The sequence below is a fragment of the Mesorhizobium sp. B2-3-14 genome, assembly GCF_006442175.1.
Lineage (GTDB): Bacteria > Pseudomonadota > Alphaproteobacteria > Rhizobiales > Rhizobiaceae > Mesorhizobium > Mesorhizobium australicum.
Genome location: NZ_VFVP01000012.1, coordinates 39,305 through 59,537 on the forward strand (window position 1 = coordinate 39,305; position 20,233 = coordinate 59,537).

16 protein-coding genes are annotated in these 20,233 nt (G+C 63.2%); 2 read left to right on the plus strand and 14 right to left on the minus strand.

Annotation, left to right across the window (positions count from 1 at the left end):
* Positions 1 to 34 precede the first annotated feature (34 nt).
* Positions 35 to 1,258, minus strand: coding sequence for a lytic murein transglycosylase (locus tag FJ950_RS24770; protein WP_015315838.1), 1,224 nt, complete (start codon positions 1,256 to 1,258; stop codon positions 35 to 37).
* A gap of 211 nt (positions 1,259 to 1,469) precedes the next feature.
* Here FJ950_RS24770 and galU point away from each other — a divergent pair, with 211 nt between their 5' ends.
* Positions 1,470 to 2,375, plus strand: a complete 906-nt coding sequence (gene galU / locus FJ950_RS24775) for a UTP--glucose-1-phosphate uridylyltransferase GalU (RefSeq protein ID WP_015315839.1) — start codon at positions 1,470 to 1,472, stop codon at positions 2,373 to 2,375.
* Positions 2,376 to 2,542: 167 nt separating this feature from the next.
* Here the strand turns inward: galU and FJ950_RS24780 are convergent, their stop codons facing one another.
* A complete protein-coding gene (locus FJ950_RS24780) occupies positions 2,543 to 4,318 on the minus strand; it encodes an outer membrane beta-barrel protein (RefSeq protein ID WP_181171155.1) in 1,776 nt (591 codons plus the stop codon).
* Between the two features lie 248 nt (positions 4,319 to 4,566).
* Here FJ950_RS24780 and FJ950_RS24785 point away from each other — a divergent pair, with 248 nt between their 5' ends.
* Positions 4,567 to 5,568, plus strand: a complete 1,002-nt coding sequence (locus FJ950_RS24785) for a KpsF/GutQ family sugar-phosphate isomerase (RefSeq protein ID WP_140619376.1) — start codon at positions 4,567 to 4,569, stop codon at positions 5,566 to 5,568.
* 179 nt (positions 5,569 to 5,747) lie between these two features.
* Here FJ950_RS24785 and FJ950_RS24790 read toward each other — a convergent pair whose 3' ends face one another.
* The 12 genes from FJ950_RS24790 to FJ950_RS24845 form a co-directional block, all read right to left on the minus strand.
* Positions 5,748 to 6,212, minus strand: a complete 465-nt coding sequence (locus FJ950_RS24790; RefSeq protein WP_015315842.1) for an NfeD family protein — start codon at positions 6,210 to 6,212, stop codon at positions 5,748 to 5,750.
* 14 nt (positions 6,213 to 6,226) lie between these two features.
* Positions 6,227 to 7,177, minus strand: coding sequence for an SPFH domain-containing protein (locus tag FJ950_RS24795; protein ID WP_140619378.1), 951 nt, complete (start codon positions 7,175 to 7,177; stop codon positions 6,227 to 6,229).
* A 121-nt stretch (positions 7,178 to 7,298) separates the two neighbouring features.
* Positions 7,299 to 8,510: an FAD-binding oxidoreductase gene (locus FJ950_RS24800; RefSeq protein ID WP_140619380.1), complete on the minus strand. Its 1,212-nt coding sequence runs from the start codon at positions 8,508 to 8,510 to the stop codon at positions 7,299 to 7,301.
* A gap of 52 nt (positions 8,511 to 8,562) precedes the next feature.
* A complete protein-coding gene (gene hemH / locus FJ950_RS24805; protein ID WP_140619382.1) occupies positions 8,563 to 9,627 on the minus strand; it encodes a ferrochelatase in 1,065 nt (354 codons plus the stop codon).
* A 211-nt stretch (positions 9,628 to 9,838) separates the two neighbouring features.
* Entirely contained in the window at positions 9,839 to 11,908 is a 2,070-nt protein-coding gene (locus FJ950_RS24810) for a bifunctional UDP-sugar hydrolase/5'-nucleotidase (RefSeq protein WP_140619384.1), read from the minus strand.
* A gap of 211 nt (positions 11,909 to 12,119) precedes the next feature.
* On the minus strand, positions 12,120 to 12,497 hold the full coding sequence (locus FJ950_RS24815; protein ID WP_015315847.1) for a hypothetical protein: 378 nt from the start codon (positions 12,495 to 12,497) through the stop codon (positions 12,120 to 12,122).
* 174 nt (positions 12,498 to 12,671) lie between these two features.
* Complete coding sequence (locus FJ950_RS24820; protein WP_140619386.1) at positions 12,672 to 14,117, minus strand: homospermidine synthase; 1,446 nt, start codon at positions 14,115 to 14,117, stop codon at positions 12,672 to 12,674.
* Between the two features lie 152 nt (positions 14,118 to 14,269).
* Entirely contained in the window at positions 14,270 to 15,199 is a 930-nt protein-coding gene (locus FJ950_RS24825) for a DUF3445 domain-containing protein (RefSeq protein WP_140619388.1), read from the minus strand.
* A 19-nt stretch (positions 15,200 to 15,218) separates the two neighbouring features.
* Positions 15,219 to 15,881, minus strand: coding sequence for an aminotransferase class IV family protein (locus FJ950_RS24830; protein WP_140619390.1), 663 nt, complete (start codon positions 15,879 to 15,881; stop codon positions 15,219 to 15,221).
* Positions 15,830 to 16,972, minus strand: coding sequence for an aminodeoxychorismate synthase component I (locus tag FJ950_RS24835; RefSeq protein ID WP_140619392.1), 1,143 nt, complete (start codon positions 16,970 to 16,972; stop codon positions 15,830 to 15,832). The genes FJ950_RS24830 and FJ950_RS24835 overlap by 52 nt, the downstream gene beginning before the upstream one ends.
* A gap of 174 nt (positions 16,973 to 17,146) precedes the next feature.
* The gene (locus FJ950_RS24840; protein ID WP_140619394.1) at positions 17,147 to 17,926 is read right to left on the minus strand and encodes a proton-conducting membrane transporter; all 780 of its coding nucleotides are present in this window, start codon (positions 17,924 to 17,926) and stop codon (positions 17,147 to 17,149) included.
* 357 nt (positions 17,927 to 18,283) lie between these two features.
* Positions 18,284 to 20,122: a M3 family oligoendopeptidase gene (locus FJ950_RS24845; protein ID WP_181171424.1), complete on the minus strand. Its 1,839-nt coding sequence runs from the start codon at positions 20,120 to 20,122 to the stop codon at positions 18,284 to 18,286.
* Positions 20,123 to 20,233 lie beyond the last annotated feature (111 nt).

Here is a 20,233-nt window from a genome sequence, read left to right on the forward strand (position 1 = left end):
CAATCGCTCCCTCCCTACTCAACTTCGTCAGGCTCTATTTCTGCCTGAGCCATTTCAGCACTTCCAAGCTCGGATAGCCATCCTGGGTCAAGCCAACCTTGGCCTGATAAGCCATGATGGCCGTCTTCGAGCCGTCGCCGATCTTGCCGTCGAATTTGCCGTCGTAAAGGCCGTGCTGGGAAAGTCGCTTCTGCAACTCCTGCCGTTCCTCGAAGCTGAGCTTGGTAAAAGGCCGGTTCCAATCCTGGACCAGGCCGCTGCCACCCGCGATCTCATCGGCAAGCAGACCGACGGCGAGCGCGTATTTGTCGGCATTGTTGTAGGCCTTGATGACCGAAAAATTCCTGACCATCAGGAAGGCCGGCCCGCCACGGCCGTCCGGCACTTTCAGCGTTGCCTTGTCGGTGAGGTTCTTGAACGGCTTGCCGCTGGCGCGGCCCACGCCGAGCGCCTGCCATTGCGCCAGGGTCTTCGACCCGGCGGGAAGTTTGCCGGCCGGCAACGCGACCTCGTAGCCCCAGGTCTTGCCGGCCTGCCAGCCATTCTTCTTGAGCAAATTGGCTGATGTCGCCAGCGCATCGGGAATGGAATTCCAGATGTCGCGCTTGCCATTGCCGTCCATGTCGACGGCATAGTGCTGGTAACTGGTCGGGATGAACTGGGTCTGGCCCATGGCGCCCGCCCAGGAGCCCATCAGGTGGCTTTCGTCGATATCGCCGGTCTGCAGGATCTTCAGCGCCGCTACCAGCTGGGTGCGGGCGTATTTCGACCGTTTCGCGTCGCCATAACCCAAAGTCGCCAGCGAACGGATGACGTTGCGCATGATGTCGTCGCGCTTGAGAATTTCGCCATAGTTCGATTCCATCGACCAGATGGCCAGGAGAACGTAGCGGTCGACGCCGAATCTCGCCTCGATCCTGTCCAGCCAAGGCTTCCATTTCTTCGCCATCTGCTGCCCGACGGCGACGGACTGGTCATGGACGCGGTTGTCGAAATAATCCCAGGCGGGCGCGGTGAATTCGGGCTGGGTGCGGGCCTTTTCCAGCACCACCGGATCGGGCTCGTTGATGCCCCGGAAAGCCTGGTCGTAAACGGCGCCGGAAACGCCACCCGCCACGGCGGTGGCGCGGAAGCCGGCGACCCATTGCCGGAAACCGGCGTCGGCGAAGGCCGGCCCGGTGGGGACAAGCAAAGCGAGCGAGAGGCTGGCCGCCGTCATGACGCTGGCGAAACGTTTTGCGGCATTGCGAACGGACATTTTTTCCTCCTTCTCTGTCCCAGGAAAGACCATTCTTCGCCGAACCGGGTTAGGAATTAGTTTACCATAGGCGTCGCCTGGAACGAAAAGACACCTCGATGCTTTAACCGGCGGGAGTTTCCCTCAGCCGCCCCACTAATCTTCAATTCCGGCGCGAAAATGTCGGGGGACGGGGATTGCGGAGCTGGCCAGCAAACGGATAATTTAAACTATGAAGAGAGTTCGCAAGGCAGTTTTCCCGGTCGCCGGTCTCGGCACGCGGTTTCTCCCGGCCACCAAGGCTGTTCCCAAGGAGATGCTGACCGTCGTCGACAGGCCAGTCATCCAGTATGTCGTCGATGAGGCGCGCGAGGCGGGCATCGAGCATTTCATCTTCGTCACGGGCCGCAACAAGGCGGTCATCGAGGACCATTTCGATATCCAGTTCGAACTCTATGACACGCTGGCACAACGCGGCAAGGACGAGCAGCTTGCCCGCCTGCAGCGGCTGCAGCCGGCACCGGGGCAGACCAGCTTCACCCGCCAGCAGGTGCCGATGGGTCTTGGCCATGCCGTCTGGTGTGCGCGCGAACTGGTCGGCGATGAGCCGTTCGCCCTGTTGTTGCCCGACATGATCATGCAGTCGGAAAAGAGCTGCACGAAGGCGATGGTCGAGCTCTACGAGGAGACCGGCAACAACATCATCGCGGTGCAGGAATGCGACCCGGCGGAGGCTCATAAATACGGCATCGTCGGGCGCGGCGAAGACACGCATCACGGCTTCCGCATCACCGAGATGGTCGAGAAGCCGAAGTCGGGCACCGCGCCGTCCAACCTCTACATCAACGGCCGCTACATCCTGCAGCCCGAGATCTTTAGGATTCTGGAAGGCCAGGAAAAGGGCGCCGGGAACGAGATCCAGCTGACCGACGCGATGCTGAAGCTGGAGAAGCAGCAGGCCTTCTACGGCTACCATTATAAGGGCCGCACCTTCGATTGCGGCTCGCCGGAAGGTTTCGTCGAGGCCAATGTCGCCTTCGCGCTGTGGCGCAACGACATGAACCAGAGCATGGCCGGCGTTATCCGCACACTGCTCGACGAGATGAAGCCATCAGAACGGCGCGGGGCAGCCTTTTAGGGCATGCCGATATTCAGGTGATGCCGGCCTGCGAATGGCCGCTTCCTACGCTTCCCCATTCTACCGCGCCGCAGTAGAACTGTGCTCACGTACATAAAGGCTCTCGGTATCAGCCATTCTCGACTCGGCCCGACCCTGACTCTCGCCATACCTTGGCGCACACGCCTTCAGCGCTGCACCTTCACGCCGACGAAGATGCTGTTGGCGGTGTAGTCGCGGCCGGGCAGGTTACTGGTCAGCTTTTCGGTCCTTACCCTGCTGGTGAGGCCCGCATAGCGGTTCAGCCACCAGGTCAGCCCGGCCTCGGCGCTCAAGATCCTGTCATGGCCGTCAATGCCGACATAATCGCGCCAATCGAGACCCAGGGCCGCATTCGCGGTAAGATTGGATCGGATCACGCGCTCGCCCGTCAGGCGTCCGGAATAGAGGATATCGCCGCTTTCGCCCGATGTGGTCGTGGTCTCGACGGTGGTCTTGCCGGTCAAGCCGATGGTGGTGCCGCGCTGCGGCGACCATTTGAGGTCGGCATTGAGGGTGGCCCCCGAAATCGCTTCCAGGCTGTTGTCGTCGATCGCCTCTCTGAGCCAACCGGCCGAGAATTCGCCCGACAGCTTCTCGCCCATATCGAGTTGCAAGCCGGCGCGGGCGCCAAGACGCGTCGAGGAGCGCTCGAAGCCTTCATTGTCGATGCGCTGGTCGTAGGCCCGGCGGCCGACCTCGATCTCGGTGAAGGGCGTGAGCGCGGGGGAGATCTCGTAGCCGGTGCGCAAGGTTGCAGTGTAGAGCGTATTGTCCTGATCTTTCTGCGACAGCGAGGTGCCGTCCGAGAGCTTGGCGTCACCATAGAAGTCGTGCGAGACCGCCCCGGTCAACGTATACTGCATCTTGCCGACGGCCTTTTCGACGCCGATGCTGCCGTCGATGGTCTGCCGCAGCGGCTGGGTGCTGACGCCAGCGATGGCATCGGGCGAGGACGCGGATTCCGGCACGGCTTCGTAGCCGAGCTTGGCGATGGCACGCAAGTCATTGTCGAGGTCGACATTGAGCTGGCCTTCGATGCGCCCCTGCGCATCGTGAACCGGGTAGCCCGACACGGTTTCACGGAAAATTCCGTAGCCGTCGATGGTCGCGGCGTTTTCACGCCAGTCGGAAGCAGCGGTAAAGCGCAGCGCCGTCTCGGACAGCAGCGCCGATGTGCCGGCACTGCTCGAATCGCCGTTCGTCGTCGCCGTCAGCCCCTGTTCGATGGTCGGCCGGATGATGAAGGAGCCCCATTTGACGCCGGTTGCGGCGAACGGATCGTCCTCGGGTTTCTTGTTCTGGCCCTCGATTGCAGCGGTGCGCTCGGCGCCGGGGTCGAGTTTCTGCTTGTCCGCACTGTCGATGGTGAGTGCACGGCGATTGGCCGCTTCCTGATCCGCCGCGATATCGGCGGTGTCGTCCGTCGCGGCCGTCGTGGCGGTGGTGGTTGGATCCGTAGCCGCCGTGGTGTTCTTTTTCTTCTTCTTTTTGTCGGCGACCTTGTCCTTTGCCTTGTCGGCCGCATTCTGCCTGGCGGTCGAAGCGCGGCGTGGCTTGGGCGGCGTGGGCGCGTCGGCGGAGGCATCGTCGCCGGCCTGGGGCGGGTCGAAGACGCTGGTGGTCGAGTTCGCGGCGTCCGCGTCGTCAGGCACGGCGCCGGCGCTGGCCGGCAGATAGGTTCGCGCCGGCGCATTGTCCTGCGCGGCCGCGTTGGCCGCCGCTTGCTGTGCAAGAACCAGGTTTCTCGCCTTGCGCTGCTGGTCGGACAGGATCGCCGATTCCGACACTTCTCCGCGCAATTCCGTTTCCTGGGCATGGAGTGGCGTGGAACGCAGCAAGGCAAGGATGCTGGTCGCCAGCAGCAAGGCGCAGATCGCCTTGCCCTGTCGTCCTCTCAATTTTTCTGGCTGGACCCCGGACATCGCCACCACTGCCTGCGCGGCGCACGCGCGCCATACTTACCGAACCGTAAATGGGGATGGTTAACGGAGGGTTGAGGTCGCGCGCGCCACTGGCTCCAAACGCGGATTTCCGCGGGCGACAATGCGGGTCTGCGTCGTGCCTTCCATTTGATCCTTGTCGTCGTCCCCAACGACCGCACACATCCGGCCGTCATGCAGAGGCCATTTCTGTTGGACAGGCGGGCGGCAAAGCGCTAATCGCATCACCCATGCATGCGAGATCTCTCGATAAGAAGCCTCTGGACAGGCAAGCGTCGATCGAATCGGCGCTGAGAACGGTAACAACCGAACAGGCGGGAATCGCGGCCCTTGCCGAGGCGCTTGAGAACGGACTGGCGGCACCCTTTGCCCAGGCCGTCGAGACGATCTCGAAGATCGAGGGCCGGCTCATCGTCACCGGTGTCGGCAAAAGCGGCCATATCGGTTCGAAGATCGCCGCGACGCTGGCCTCGACCGGCACGCCGGCCTTCTTCGTCCATCCCGTCGAGGCAAATCACGGCGATCTAGGCATGATCGCCAGGGACGACGCCATCATCGCGATCTCATGGTCGGGCGAGAGCAAGGAGATGATGGGCATCGTCGCCTATTCCAGGCGCTTCTCCATTCCACTCATCGCCATCACCTCCGGAGAAACCTCGGCGCTGGCGCGCGCGGCCGACGTCGTGCTGCTTTTGCCGCGCACCCCGGAAGCCTGCCCGCACGGCCTGGCGCCGACGACGTCGACGCTGCTGCAACTGGTCATCGGCGATGCGCTGGCGATCGCACTGCTCGAGGCGCGCGGCTTCACGCCGGACCATTTCCGCACCTTCCATCCCGGCGGCCAGCTCGGCGCCAACCTGACCATGGTCTCCGAGATCATGCGGGTCGGCGAGCAGATGCCGCTGGCTTCGCTCGGCACCAAGATGCCGGAAGCGGTGATGACGCTGTCGCAGAAGAAGGTCGGCTGCGTGCTGATCGTCGACGCCAATGGCGAGTTGGCCGGGATCATCACCGATGGCGATGTCGCGCGCAACCTGCACCGCAACCTGGCCGACGTCATTGTCGACGAGGTGATGACCCGCACACCCAAGACGGTCGACCCGCAGACGCTTGCAGGCACTGCGATCGCGCTGCTCAACGAGCACAATGTCGGTGCGCTGGTGGTGACCAGGAACAACATGCCGCTGGGCGTGGTGCATTTCCACGACCTGCTGCGCATCGGCGCCGCCTAAGATATTGATCTTCAGGTGAGGCCGGCCTGCGAGCGAAGGCTTCCTGCGCTTCCGGCATAGGCCGGAGCGCACGGACTTAATGTCCGCCCTGCTCGTCGCAAGAGCGACCCGAAACCAATCGTTCACGACTTGGCCTGACCTGAATCTCAATACTTTAGCGCGTTGGCACTCGCTGGAATTCAGACCCGCTCCACCGTCAGTTCCAGATCCGTGTCCGCGGCGCTTGTCACACGAACCTGAGTGCCGGCGGGCAGATCGGGGCCGGAGACACGCCACAGCGTGTCGCCGAGCTTGATGCGGCCACGACCGTCGCGGATCGGTTCGGCGAGCGTCGCCATCCTGCCGACCATCTGGGCGCCACGGCGATTGAGCAGCGGCTGATCGGTTGGCTGGTCGTGTCCGCCCATGAGTTTCTTGCCGACAAAGGCTGAAACCAGCGACAGCACGAGGAATAGCAGCACCTGGACCTGCCATGTCCAGATGGCGACATCCCAGATCAGCAGCGACACCGCGCCGACGATCAGAGCGGCGATGCCGATCCAAAGCATGAAGAAACCCGGTGCGATGACCTCTACCACCAGCAGCACGAAGCCCAGAACCATCCAGTTCCACGGCCCGAGTTCAGAAACGATGCGGTCGATCATGAGAGTGGCCTATCTCAGTTGTCGGAGGGCCCGACGACGGGCGGACGTGCCGCCTGCCTTTGCGCGCCGGTCGTGCCTTCGCTGCGAAAGACTTCCTTGGCGATTTCGCCGATACCCCCGAGCGAGCCGATCAGCGACGATGCCTCGAAAGGCATCAGCACGATCTTGCTGTTGGTGGCGGTGCCGATCTTGCCCAGCGCCTCGGTGTATTTTTGGGCGACGAAGTAGTTCAGTGCCTGGACGTCGCCCTTGGAGATCGCTTCCGACACCACCTGGGTGGCGCGGGCTTCCGCTTCGGCGGAGCGTTCGCGCGCCTCGGCGTCGCGGAAGGCGGCTTCCTTGCGGCCCTCCGCTTCGAGGATCTGCGACTGCTTGAGGCCCTCGGCGGCCAGGATCTGCGCGCGCTTGTTGCGCTCGGCGGTCATCTGGCGGCCCATCGATTCGATCAGGTTGGCGGGCGGGTTGATATCCTTGATCTCGACGCGGGTGATCTTGATGCCCCAAGGATGCGCGGCCTCGTCGACGACGCGCAGCAGGCGCTCGTTGATGGCGTCGCGGTTCGACAACAGCTCATCGAGGTCCATCGAACCCATGACGGTACGGATGTTGGTCATCGTCAGGTTGAGGATGGCGTTCTGCAGGCCGGCAACCTGATAGGCGGCCTGTGCCGCATTGAGGATCTGGTAGAAAGCGATGCCGTCGACACCGACGATGGCATTGTCGCGGGTGATGATCTCCTGGCTCGGAACGTCGAGCACCTGTTCCATCATGTTCATCTTGGCGCCGATGCGATCGACGAACGGAAAGATGAGGTTCAAGCCGGGGCTCAGTGTCTTGGTGTAACGACCAAAGCGTTCGACGGTATAGTTGTATCCCTGTGGGATTGTCTTGATGCCCTTGAACAGCACCAGTACGACAAGCGCCACCAGAACAACGACCGCAATATCGAAACCACTGAAATCCATTTGGCCCTCCCTCATGGGCAGGCCGCGCGAGCCATTCCCGCGCAACCGGCTTCACCAAAGACTTAAGTGTGTTTCAGGAACGTTACAATCAGGTGATGAGGGATTGTTTGTGGGTATGCACTCAGCGGTTGAAGGCAAACAGGCTTGCATCCGTGTCTTCAAGCCCGCCGATCGAAGCAGAGATGATCTCGGCGGCGATGCGCGAGAAGGTAATGCCGTTGCCGCCATAACCCATCACGGCATGGATGCGCGGGTGCCTGGGAATGGCGCCGATGTAGGGGAGGCCAGTGGTCGTGGTGCCGAAGGAGCCGGTCCAGGCAAAGTCGGGCCGGGTGTCGAGGTGCGGAAACATCAGGTCGAGTTTTGCGGCAATGCGGGCGCTTTTGTCGGCTATCAGCTTATCGCGCCGCGTCTCGTCAAGGAATTCCTCGTCCTCGCCGCCGCAGATGACCCGGCCATCGGCGGTTGCCCTGACATAGAGGTAGGGATCCGACGCCTCCCAGATGAACGCCGCGCCCGGCCAGAGCTTCCGTGGTTGCGGACATGTCGCAATCGCCCATGTCGAGATGACCCGGTGAGCGGCCGCCGGCACGATGTCGATCAGCTCGTAACCGGTGGCCAGGACAACATGCCGTGCCGTGATGGTGGGGCCGTCCGTGGTTGCCACCACCACCTCATAGGCGCTGTCCTCGATCGCCGTCGCTTCGACGGGAGCGTATAAACGTGCCTTGCGCTCCAGCGCCTTGAGCAGCAGCCCTGCCGTCAGCTTGCGAGGGTCGAGCGCGATGTTGCCATGGCTCAGGATGGCGCCACCCCGATCGATGCCGAATGCTCCGGCCAATGGCGCCGATGTAAGATAGGTCGCGCCGATGCCGGCCATCTGCCGCGCCTCGGCTTCGTCCCGGAGTTCCGATGGGCCGAGCACGGTGCCAGCCAGATAAAGCGATTGGGTGCGGCTTATGCCGCAGTTGATGCCGAGTTCGGCGATGCGGGCGGCAAGGTTGGAAACGGCTAGCCGGGAGCGTCGCCAGGCCTGCCGTGCCTGGCCCTTGCCGATCATCCTCGAGAGCGTTGAAAGCGGCTGGTCGATCTCGAATTGCACAAGCGCGGTTGTTGCCGCCGTCGATCCTTTCAGCGGCCCACGCCGGTCGATGCAGATCACGGCGTGAGCGCCGGCTGTCAGCGCCTCGGCCATCATGGCGCCGCTGATGCCCATGCCGACGATAAGCACATCGGTCTTGACGTCCCGGGTCAGACTGCCAGTCGGTACCGCGGGCGCCCGATAGGCGAACCAGACGGGCCGGCCAGTGCTGAGGTCAAGTTTGCGGAGCATTGAGTTCTCCGGAGGCGCTGCTCAACGCTCCGGAGCTGGTGTTGTTCCGGCATCAAGCCCAGCCTGACAGCTCGCGCCGTACCATCGCTTCGATCACCGCCATGCCTTCAGGGCTGTCATTCAGGCATGGTATGTGGGCGAAGTTCTTGCCGCCGGCATGGTGGAAGGTCTCGGCCGCTTCGCGGCCAATCTCATCCAGCGTCTCGATGCAGTCGACTGAAAACCCCGGATTGACGACGGCGATCGACTTGACGCCGTCCTTGGCCAGTTTCTCCACAGTCTTGTCGGTGTAGGGCTGCAGCCATTCTTGCGCCCCGAAGCGTGATTGGAAGGTGGTGATCAGTTTTCTTTCGTCCCAGCCGAGCCTGTCGCGCAGCAGCCGCGTCGTCTTCAGGCAATGGCAATGATAGGGATCGCCCTTCTCAAAATAGGGTTTTGGAATGCCGTGATAGGAGGCGATGACCACCTCGGGCTGGAAATCCAGGGTCGCCAGGTGCCGTTCCATCGAACTGGCTAGGGCCTCGATGTAGACTGGCTCATCATAATAGGGCGGCACGCTGCGGACGGCAGGTGCTGCCCGCATCTTCATCAAGGCGCGAAACAGCTGGTCGTTGGCGGTGGCGGTCGTCGTCGCCGAATATTGCGGATAGAGTGGAAAGCTCAGGATGCGATCGCAGCCTTGTGCGACCAGCCTTTCGGCGACGCTCGACGTCGAAGGGTTGCCGTAGCGCATCGCCCAGTCGACGACCACGTTGGGCAGATCGCGTAGCGCCTCGGCCAGTTTTTCACCTTGTGCGCGGGTATAGGTTCGCAAAGGCGACTCGTTCTTCTCCCGGTTCCAGATCCTGGCGTAGTTGGCGCCCGACTTCTTCGGTCGCGTGGTCAGCACCAGTCCATAGAGGATGGGATACCAGATCGCCTTGTTGAGTTCGATAACGCGTGGATCAGACAGGAACTCCCTGAGATAACGCCACATCGGCCTGAACTCGGTGCCGTCGGGTGTTCCAAGGTTGACCAGCATGACCCCTATCTTGCCGGTCTTGACGGGGGGATGCTCGACCGGTCGTGGGCCAGGGGCTTTCGCGGCTTTGGGATCGACAATAGTGGAAAGCGGCATATGGGTCTCCGAGACGTGAACCTAACCATCCTGCAGGAGCTTTCAATGCCGCGTCTGGCCGCACCTTGCAGCATGTCGCGGCGGATAGGATTAGCCCGACCTGCCGTAAGCTTCTGATAACCGAGGACACCTCCGGGCGACATGCATCAGGCCATGGAGATATAAACCCGCCCGGTTCCCCGGGCGGGCGATGTGGCGGAGCTGGACGAAATTACTTCGCCGGGATGGTCAGTGTCGCGCCCGGCATAAGCCGATGCGGCCTTTGGCCCTTGTTCGCCTCATAGATGAGCTTCCACTTGGTCGCATCGCCATAGGCCTTCTTCGCCAGATCCCAGTAGGTATCGCCGGTCACGACGACATGATTGCCGGTGGCTGGTGTGGCTTCAGCGGGCTTTGCCGGCTCGGCGGGCGCGGGCGTCGCAGGCGCAGGAGTGGCCGGCGCGGGAGTGGTCTCGGCAGGCTTCGCCGGTTCGGCAGGTGCCGGCGGGGCCGGTGGTGCAGGCGCGTTTTCCGTCGATATGGCTGGCGGCGTGTTGGCGATATCGCCTGAGTTGGCAGGCAATTCCGGCATCGCCGGTGCAGCCGGTTTGGCAGCCTCGGCCGGTGCCGGCGCTGCCGGTGCGGTCTCCGCCGGCTTTGCTGGTTCGGCGGCGGGAGCTGCCGCTGTCGTCGCGGCGATCTCGGTGATGCGGCCGTCGAGCTTCGGCGTATAGGGCCGGTGCGCGCCGAGATAGTCGGCCACGACCTGTTCGAGGCCAGGGCCGTAGTCATAAGCGTTCTTGGCCTTTTCGGCGAAGACCTTGTAGCCGTCGCCGCCCTGGCGGACATAGTTGTTGGTGGCGACCAAATAGTCCTTGGTCGGATTTATCGGCGTCCAGGCGCCATTTTCCATCACCTCCACCGACTTGACGCGGCCGGCATTGGGTGCGACCGATCTGTCGAAGGAATATTTGAGGCCCGCCACCTGCGGGAAGCGGCCGGCGCCGTCCTCGATCTGGCTGAGCCCGCCTTCGAGGCCGGCGACCAGGTCCTTGCCGGAAATCTGGAAAGTCGCCAGCGTGTTTTGAAACGGCAGCACGGTCAGCACCTCGCCCATGGTGACGGTGCCCTTATCGATGGAGGCGCGCAGGCCGCCACCGTTGGAAATGACGATCTCGACGCCCTGTCCCTTGACCCGATCGAGGATGGCGTCGGAGACGAGATTGCCCATCGCGCATTCCTTGGCGCGGCAGCTTTCGCGGCTGCCGTCGATGACGTCGGTGGTCTCGGCCACTTCCTTGTTCTTCAAGGCCTCGATCGGCGCGCCAAGCTCCTTGATGCGGGCGAGCACGGCCGGGTCCGGCGTGATCGATTTGTCGAGATAGATCGGGTCGCCGCTTGCCGATTTGACGACGCCGTTGTCGTCGAACACCACCTTGAACTCGCCGAGATATTTCGAATAGGACGCCGCCTGCACCACCGGCACCCTGTAGCCGCCGGGGTTGTCGACCATGGTCGGGTAGGGGCCAGCCGCCTTCGGATCAGTATTGGACAGAAGCGTGTGGCTGTGGCCGCCGACCACGATGTCGATGCCAGGGATCTTGGCGATAACGTCGCGCTCCCTGTTGTAGCCGATATGGGTCACGGCGATGATCTTGTCGACGCCTTCTCCCTTGAGTTTCTCGACCTCGGCCGTGATCGACTTGACGTCGTCCTCGATTTTGATGTTGGGGCCGGGGGAGGCGAGTTCGGGCGTGTCGTTGGTGACGGCGCCGATGATGCCGATCTTCTGTCCACCGACCTCGACGACAACAGACGGCTTGACGCGGTCGCCGAGCTTGGACTGCGCGTTGGCCTTGACGTTGGCGCCGAGCACCGGGAACTTGATCATGTCGAGGAACGGCGCCAGCGCCGCCTCGCCGTCGTCGAATTCATGGTTGCCGAGTGCCATGGCGTCGAACTTCATGTCATTGAGGAACTCGCCTTCGACCTTGCCCTTGTATGTCGTGTAGAACAGCGAACCCTGGAAATTGTCGCCGGCGCTGAGCAGCAACACGTTCTGGCCTTCCAGCTTCTTGCGTTCCTGGGCAATGGCGGTGATCAGCCGGCCGGCGCCGCCGATGCATTCGCCCTTGGTCTCCTCCTCGGCCGAGCAGGTCGATTCGTATTTGTTGTTGCCTTCGATGCGGCTGTGCCAGTCATTGATGTGCAGGATGTTCAGTGTGTAGTCGGCAAAGGATGCGCCGGCCGACAGGCCAAGCGTCGAAGCGGAAAGGGCGGCAATGGCGGCAAGCTTCTTCATCTTCGTCTCCCGGTAGGCTGATCAGAGGCGTCTGGCGCCCTTGCTTGACTGGGTATTACAGCCAGCCTTTCGATCATGTTCCCATCGCGTTCGGGCCGACGCAAGCGGAAATGCGGCGGTATCTCCAGGCGCGAAACCCGGGATATGCCGGTACAAAAAAGAACGGCGGCCGAGGGGCCGCCGTTCTTTGTGACTGGAATGTTCGCCGAGTTCAGGTGCGCCGCGTCAGCACGAAATTCTGGCCGGCGGAGCTGGTGCAGTTGAGCTGGCTGGTCGACACCATCAGGCAATTGAAGCTTACCGGGGTTTGGCGGATCAGCGAGGTGCCGCTGATCTGTACCGACGTGGCGCCGGTCATCGTGTAGCTGCCATCGGCAAGCTTCTGTCCCGTGTCGGTGGCGACGGTCGTGAAGGTGCCGCCGGTGAAGGTCGACAGGCCGGTGCCCTTGGCATCGATCCAGGAACCTTCGACCCCTTTCGGGGCGGCGGCCATGGGCGGCGTATCTGGGCCGCTGGTGGCACAGGCAGCAAGCATCGAGGCAAGGGCGCCCGCCAGGCCCGTCGAAAGAACTTTGCGCGCAATCGTCATATGAAATCCTCTCCAAACGCGTCGTCCCAGAAATCGGGCCGATTTCTGGGAATTGACGCGAACGTCCAAAGTGCCGGGGTATTCAACGGACGCACATCGCCACCCCAGGCCGCCTCCCTTCAATCGCCCGATTTCCGGGCGATTGCAAGGCAAGGGCGCATGGTCCGGGTGCTGCTATCGGACGAGGATGTTGCGGAATTGCCACGGGTCGCTGCGGTCGAGGTCCTCCGGGAAGAGACCCGGGCGTCTGTCGAGCGGCGTCCAGTCGGTATAATAGCCCTTGACCGGTCCGAGATAGGGCGACTGCACGTCCAGGCAGCGTTTGTAATCCATCTCGTCGGCCTCGACGATGCCGGCGGCGGGATTCTCCAGTGCCCAGACCATGCCGGCCAGGACAGCCGAGGTGACCTGCATGCCGGTGGCGTTCTGGTAGGGGGCCAGCTTGCGCGCTTCGGCGAGTGACAGCTGCGAACCGTACCAGTAGGCATTCTTGTCATGGCCGTAGAGCAGGACGCCGAGCTCGTCGACACCGTCGACCAGTTCGTTCTCGTCGAGCACGTGGTGCACCGGCTGCGGCTTGCCGGCGGCACCGAACATCTCGTCCAGCGATAGCATCGCATCGTTGCAGGGATGGTAGGCGTAGTGGCAGGTCGGGCGGTATTGAACCTTGCCCTTCTTGGAGCGCACTGTGAAGAAATCGGCGATCGAGATCGCCTCGTTGTGCGTTACCAGCAGGCCATATTGCGGTCCCGGCGTCGGGCACCAGGAGCGCACGCGGGTGTTGGCGCCGGGCTGCTCCAGGTAGATCGCGGCCTTGGAGCCATGCTTGTGCTTCTTGCCGTTCTTGGGCATCCAGGTCTCATGCGTGCCCCAGCCGAGCTCGGCTGGCTGCAACCCCTCGGAGATGAAGCCCTCGACCGACCAGGTGTTCCAGAACACATCCATCGGCTTGGGCTTCTTGGTCCGCTGGGTGTCGCGCTCGGCGATGTGGATGCCCTTGACGCCGGCCTTCTTCATCAGCTTGGCCCAGCCCTCGCGATCGTCCTGCGATGGCTCGGAGAATTCCATGCCAAGATCGGTGGCGAGGTTGACCAGCGCCTGCTTGACGAACCACGACACCATGCCGGGATTGGCACCGCAGGTGGATATCGCAGTGGCGCCGCCCGGCTTGTCGTGCTTTTCCTTGATCAGCGCCTCGCGCAACGCATAGTTGGTGCGGCTGGCGTTGTCGGCCTTGGCGTCGAAATAGAAGCCAAGCCAAGGCTCGACGACGGTGTCGATATAGAGCACGCCGAGCTTGCGGCAGAGCCGCATCAGGTCCACCGAGCCGGTATCGACCGACAGGTTGACGCAGAAGCCCTGGCCACCGCCATTGGTCAGAAGCGGCGTCAACAGCTTCTTGTAGTTCTTCTCGGTCACCGCTTCCTGGACGAAGGCGATGCCGCGCTCGTCGAGCAGCTTGCGATCGGTATCGCGCGGGTCGAGGACTGTCATGCGCGACTTGTCGAACTCGAAATGGCGCTCGATGAGCGGCAACGTTCCGCGTCCGATCGAGCCGAAGCCGATCATCACAACCGGGCCGGTGATCTCACCGTAAACGGGCCAGTTTTCGTTCGCCATTTTATCGAGCACTCCTTCAACTACGTCCAAAAGCCGGGCAACCGCGTGCAAAAGCTGGACAACTGCGTGCAAAAGCCGGGCATTTTCGCCCAACGGCCATGCGCTACATCACAGATCATTGTCACAAACCAGCGAAAAGCGCCAACCAGCGACTACGCGTCCTTGGCCATGTGGTTAAGGGCGGCGATCAGCCGATCGCGATCCGATGTCAGGCCCTTGTAGTCGAGCTGGGCGACATCGAGCGCTTCGAGCTGCGCGGCAAAGGACGCTGCCAGCGTCGCCCGGTCCGGGTGCCGCGCCAGCACGGCGAGCGGGTCGAGATGGATGCGGATGGTGAACAGGATGTCACGTGAGGCGGGCAGTTTGCGCAGCGTCTGACGCTCGACCCGGATGAAGGCGTGCGTCTTCACGTCACCGTCGGGGAAACGCGTCGGCCGGCTGGTGGCGCGGTCGATGCGCTCGATATTGGACAGCGGATGGTAGAGTGCATCGCCTGATTGGATCGACCAATTGTAACGTTCGACGGCTTGGCCCTGCAGGCCATCGAACATCCGGTTGATCAGATCGGCCGGCCTTGTGCCTGGGCCGAAGCCCGGCACCGGCTCGTGGATCTGCTGCAGCGGCTTGCCGAATTTTTCGACAAGCGACCAGGATGAGGGAAAGCACAGCGAACCCGCGGCGAGCCGCCAGCCGTCTTCGCCCCGCCGCATGAGGATCAGGTCTTCCTGGACCAGCAGCGAGGCCGCGACGAGGGGGGCGCCGGCGAGGCTGGAGGGGATCGTGGGACGGCTCATCGCACCCACGATCGCAACGCCCGCATCGCTGCGCCGGTGGGTGTCGGGAAATCTTTCCGGCAGGTAAGCGCCGAGCAATTCGAGCACTTCCTGCTGGGCGTCGCGCGTACCGTCCTGCTCGACGAAGACGCGTTCAGGGATTTCGGCATAAAGCCGGCGCTTTTCGGCGAGATAGGGCAGCAAATGGCCGTCTACCTCGATCCAGTTCGCGGGGTCGAGCGGCTTCAGCCCGATGGTGAAGAGTTTCGACGAGCCGTCATACGGCGTGTGGGCGGGTAGGGACGTCATGCCTCAGATCAGTTTGACTTCAGATTAGTTTGGCCGGGATCAGCCCGCGCAGCGAATTGCCGACGAACAGCGCCTTGGCGGATTTCAGGTCATTCAAGCTGTAGATCGCTTCACCGGCGCGGCCTTCATCCAGAAGCGCGCCGCGCAGTACGCCAGGCAGCAGGCCGCAATCGAGCCGGGGCGTTGCCAGCACGCCGTCGCCGAAATCGGCGAAGACATTGGTGATCGTGCCTTCGCAGATCTCGCCGCGCTCATTGGCCAGCAGCACCTCATCGGCCTGGGTGACGAGGTATTCGGAGCGGGCATGGGTGTAGGGCTGCCGCCGGCTGGTCTTGTGGCGCAGCAGCATGTTGCTCGAATCGAGCCTCGTCCGCGCCAGCCGCAGTGCCCACACCTTGTCGGCGGCAAGCGGTTCATAGGGCTGCGCCGAGGCGTTGGCCTGGCCATTGCGCGACAGGGCGAGCCGCGTGCGCATGGCGACGGGCGATCGATCGACCGCGTCGCTCAGGGCCTCGCCAACCCTTTGCGGATCATAGCTGAAGCCCAGTTCCGCCGCCGAGCCATAAAGGCGCGCAAGATGGCGATCGAGGCGCAGGAAGCCCGAGGCGGGCTCCCAGCGCATGGTCTCGATCAGCTCGAAACCGGCGGTGTCCCCGTCGCGAAACGGGCTTTGAGCAGACACTCCTGATACTCCTCTTCCGCGACCGAATCGAAGACGATGCCGCCGCCGACATTGTAGACGGCCTCGCCGCTGGCAAAGAGCGAGATGGTGCGGATCGCCACGGAAAAGCGCATCGTGCCGCCGGGCGCGATCCAGCCAATGGCGCCGCAATAGACATCGCGCGGCGTGGCCTCCAGATCGTGCAGGATCTCCATGGCGCGGATCTTCGGCGCGCCGGTGATCGAGCCGCAGGGAAACAGCGCCGCGAATACCTGTCGTATCGAGAGGCCGGGCAGCAGCTTGGCCCTGACGTCGCTCACCATCTGGTGCACGGTCGGGTAGGTCTCGATGCGGAACAGTTCCGGCACCTCCAGCGTGCCGACCTCGCTGATCAGCGATATGTCGTTGCGCAGGAGGTCGACGATCATCCGGTTCTCGGCCTGGTTCTTCTCGTCATTGCGCAGGAAATTCTTCTGCCGCTCGTCCTCGTCCCCGGTTGCGCCGCGCGGTGCGGTACCCTTCATCGGATGCGTCTCGATCATCCCCGCCGCATCGATCTCGAAGAACAGTTCGGGCGAGCGCGACAGGACGATCGGGTCGCCCAGCGCGATCAGGGCGCCATATTTCACGGGCTGGCGTTCGGTCAGCGCGTCGAAGGCGGCGAGCGGATCGCCGGACCATTGCGCGTGCACCGGAAAGGTCAGGTTGCCCTGGTAGCAATCGCCTTGCCTGATGTGCCGATGCAACCGCGAGAACCGCTTCTCGTAGTCCTCGAACGACCACGTTGCCCTTGCGTCGAAGATCGGGCCGTTGGTCGGCGTACCTAGCGGCGGCACCGCTTCTTCATCAGGAGCATCGAAGACCCCGAGGCAGACCAGCGGGGCCCGGCGCCGGCCCGGCAGCAAGGGAACGAGTTTCGATTCGAGCAGGTAACCGGCCTCGTAGGAGAAATAGCCGGCCAGCCATTTGCCGGCATCGTGCGCGGCCTGCGCCGCTTGCAACGCCGCCGGGAAGTCTTTGGGCTCATGCGCAACGATGACATCGGCCGGCCGCTTGAAAACGAGCTGGCGCGCGCTTTCGTCGTTGCGGAAAATTGCTGCGGGCAGGGACATGGGAACCGGGATCGATGGAGCTGACGATCGCTCTATATAGGGGGCCGGGCGCGCGCAATCGAGGGAACGGCACCCTGTCCCTCAAAGCCGACCTTTGCCGGATCGAACCTTGCCGACAAAAGAAAGCGGCGGCGCCCTTGGCGCCGCCGGTCGCATGGCCTCTGTATCCGTCGTTCAGGTATTGCTGGCGGTTCCGGCCGTCGGAAACTGCTTGGCGAATTCGGCCTCGTTGCCAGCGGCGAGCAGCTTGGCCTGCTCGATCCAGCGTTCGCGCGCGATGCGGCCGTCGAAGTTCATCACCTCCTCGATCCGCTTGATGTCGGCTGGTGTCCAGCCGGCGATCTGGGCGTATGTGGTGACGCCTTGCGCCTTGAGCAGCTTTTCGTTGACTGGGCCGATGCCGATCAACCGGCGCAGATTGTCGGGCTTGCCCGACGCCGGCTTGGCCGCTGCCGGTGCGGTCTTCTTTGCAGCGGGTGCTGCCTTGGGCACGGTCGAAGTCTTCGCCGGAGCCTTGGTCGCCGGAGCCTTGGTCGCCGGAGCCTTGGCTGCCGGTGCCGAAGCAGTTGCGAGTTTGGCGGCCGCGGGCTTCGGTGCTGCCTTTGCCGGGGCCGCCTTCGCGGCGGCTGGCTTGGCTGCCGCCGCACCGGATTTTGCAACGGCTGGCGTCGACATCAGGGCTGCCGGTGGCTGACTTGACGCCTTTGCTCCGCCGGTGCCCGACGAGGCCTGCGCCTCGCGCAGCTGACGCTCGAGGTCTGAGCGGCTCTTGCCGCATGCACTGAGTTCGCCGGTCAGGCGGTCGCTGTCGGCGCGCAGCTTGTCGCGCTCGCTGCGGGTGCGATCGAGGTCGCCGCGAAGACTGTCGAGCTCACCGCGCAGGCGCCCCCAGATGAACCAGCCGACCAACACGCCTACCAACAACGCCAGGACCACGTAGAAAAAAGTGCCCATTGTCTCTCTCCAGTCAGATCCGTCTGCCGTGGGTCATGGCCTTCGGCGCAGGACTACTCGATGATGGTTCCGCGGTTCGCGGAACAGCCGGCTTCGGTCAAGCTGTCGGCGATCGGCTTTGCCTGCCCATGGCCAACGGCCGTTGTCGCGTTTGCCTGATCGCCACGGCCGGCTGAGATTTCCCTCGCCGATCCGCATGCGCTCCGGCTGAGCTTAAACGGAAAGCTACCATAGAGCTTGCGGAAAGCTATGGGAAAACGTCGATGTAGAGTTCTTCAAGAACAAATATTTAGGGCAAGAAAAGCGCGGCCCGAACATGCATTCCGGCTAAACTGTTCTTGCCGGGCGAGATGCGTCTCAATCGTCGAGCGTTTCCAGTTCGTCAATCAGGCCGCCGATGACGCCGAGCCCGATCTGCCAGAAGGCCGGATCGGTGGCGTCGAGGCCGAAGGGCGCCAGAAGCTGCGAATGATGCTTGGTGCCGCCGGCACGCAGCATCTCGAAATATTTGTCCTGAAAGCCGCGTTCGGCATTCTGGTAGACGGCGTAGAGCGAATTCACCAGGCAGTCGCCGAACGCATAAGCATAGACGTAGAAGGGCGAGTGAATGAAGTGCGGAATGTAGGTCCAGAACACCTCGTAGCCCTCGCGCAACTTGATCGCCGGCCCGAGGCTTTCGGCCTGCACCTCCAGCCAGAACTCGCCCAGCCTGTCGGATGTCAATTCGCCGTTGCGGCGCTCGGCATGCACCTTGCGCTCGAATTCATAGAAGGCGATCTGGCGCACCACGGTGTTGATCATGTCCTCGACCTTCTGGGCGAGCATGGCCTTGCGCTCGCGCCGGTCGGTGGTCCGCTCGAGCAGCGAGCGGAAGGTCAGCATCTCGCCGAAGACGGATGCCGTCTCGGCCAGCGTCAGCGGCGTCGAGGCCATCAGCGCGCCCTGGCCGGCGGCCAGCACCTGATGCACGCCGTGCCCAAGTTCATGCGCCAGCGTCATCACGTCGCGCGGCTTGCCCATGTAGTTGAGCAGCACATAGGGGTGAGCCGAGGGTACGGTCGGATGTGCGAAGGCGCCCGGCGACTTGCCCGGACGCACCGGCGCGTCGATCCAGTTGCGGTCGAAGAAGGTGCGCGCGATCTCGGCCATCTCGGGCGAGAAGCGGTGATAGGCCGACAGGACCGTGTTCCTGGCCTCATCCCAGCCGATCACCGCCTGCGGCGTCTCCGGCAAGGGCGCGTTGCGGTCCCAGTGGTTCATCACCTCCATGCCGAGCCAGCGCGCCTTCATCGCATAATAGCGGTGCGACAGGCGCGGATAGGCCTCGCGCACGGCGGTGGCGAGCGCATCGACCACGCCGCGTTCGACGCGGTTGGCGAGGTGGCGTGAATCGGCAATGTCCTCGAAGCCGCGCCAGCGGTCCGAAATTTCCTTGTCCTTGGCAAGCGTGTTGGTGATCAGCGTGAAGGTGCGCAGGTTCTTGCGGAAGGTCGTGGCCAACGCCTCCGAGGCGCGGCGGCGGACCTCGCCGTCGGCATCCTGCAAGCGATTGAGGGCCGGCTCCAGGGTCAGTTCCTCGCCGTCGATATCGAAGCGAAGATCGGTCATCGTCTCGTCGAACAGGCGGTTCCAGGCGCCGCGCCCGGTTATCGATTTCTCGTGGAAAAGCTGCTCGACGCGGTCCTCGAGCTGATAGGGCTTGTCCATTCTGAGATCGAGCACCCACGGGCGGTAATGCCCGAAGGCGGGATCGGCGGCCAGCGCGCCCTCGATCGCCGCATCGTCGATCAGGTTCAGCTCGAGCGCGAAGAACAACAGATGCGCGCTGGCGTCGGTCATCTTCTCCTGGATGTCGCCATAGAGCTTGGCGCGCTGCGGATCGGCGGTATTGCCGGCATAGACGAGGCCGGCATAGGAGACGATGCGGCCGATCAGTTCCTCGAGCGCCTCGTACGCGGCCAGTGCCTCGCCCAGCCTGCCGGTAGTTCCGCGCCCGGCCTCGGCGGCGAGCGTGCCTTTCCAGCGGGCCTCGAATGCGACGGTGTCGGCCGCCGCCTTGGCAATGTCACGCTTCAGTTCCGGCGCGTCCATGCCGGCATAAAGGTCGGCGAGGTTCCATTCCGGCAGATCGCCAAGCCCGGCAGCGCCCTGACCGGACGCTGGCGCTGCAATCCGCCGATCAAACATCATGCGCATCGAGATACCTTCTTTGAATCAAATGGCCTGGGTTGAATCACGTGGCCGCAATCACGGAGCCGGACTCAACGGGAATGGAGAAGCCGGTCAAATCCTAAGGAATTCGTTCAC

Coding starts and splice junctions, on each gene's coding strand:
- galU (WP_015315839.1), top strand. CDS start 1,470: ATGAAGAGAGTTCGCAAGGCAGTTTTCCCGGTCGCCGGTCTCGGCACG.
- FJ950_RS24770 (WP_015315838.1), bottom strand. CDS start 1,258: ATGTCCGTTCGCAATGCCGCAAAACGTTTCGCCAGCGTCATGACGGCG.
- hemH (WP_140619382.1), bottom strand. CDS start 9,627: ATGCCGCTTTCCACTATTGTCGATCCCAAAGCCGCGAAAGCCCCTGGC.
- FJ950_RS24835 (WP_140619392.1), bottom strand. CDS start 16,972: ATGTCCCTGCCCGCAGCAATTTTCCGCAACGACGAAAGCGCGCGCCAG.
- FJ950_RS24800 (WP_140619380.1), bottom strand. CDS start 8,510: ATGCTCCGCAAACTTGACCTCAGCACTGGCCGGCCCGTCTGGTTCGCC.
- FJ950_RS24840 (WP_140619394.1), bottom strand. CDS start 17,926: ATGGGCACTTTTTTCTACGTGGTCCTGGCGTTGTTGGTAGGCGTGTTG.
- FJ950_RS24820 (WP_140619386.1), bottom strand. CDS start 14,117: ATGGCGAACGAAAACTGGCCCGTTTACGGTGAGATCACCGGCCCGGTT.
- FJ950_RS24810 (WP_140619384.1), bottom strand. CDS start 11,908: ATGAAGAAGCTTGCCGCCATTGCCGCCCTTTCCGCTTCGACGCTTGGC.
- FJ950_RS24815 (WP_015315847.1), bottom strand. CDS start 12,497: ATGACGATTGCGCGCAAAGTTCTTTCGACGGGCCTGGCGGGCGCCCTT.
- FJ950_RS24785 (WP_140619376.1), top strand. CDS start 4,567: ATGCATGCGAGATCTCTCGATAAGAAGCCTCTGGACAGGCAAGCGTCG.
- FJ950_RS24845 (WP_181171424.1), bottom strand. CDS start 20,122: ATGCGCATGATGTTTGATCGGCGGATTGCAGCGCCAGCGTCCGGTCAG.
- FJ950_RS24795 (WP_140619378.1), bottom strand. CDS start 7,177: ATGGATTTCAGTGGTTTCGATATTGCGGTCGTTGTTCTGGTGGCGCTT.
- FJ950_RS24825 (WP_140619388.1), bottom strand. CDS start 15,199: ATGACGTCCCTACCCGCCCACACGCCGTATGACGGCTCGTCGAAACTC.
- FJ950_RS24780 (WP_181171155.1), bottom strand. CDS start 4,318: ATGTCCGGGGTCCAGCCAGAAAAATTGAGAGGACGACAGGGCAAGGCG.
- FJ950_RS24790 (WP_015315842.1), bottom strand. CDS start 6,212: ATGATCGACCGCATCGTTTCTGAACTCGGGCCGTGGAACTGGATGGTT.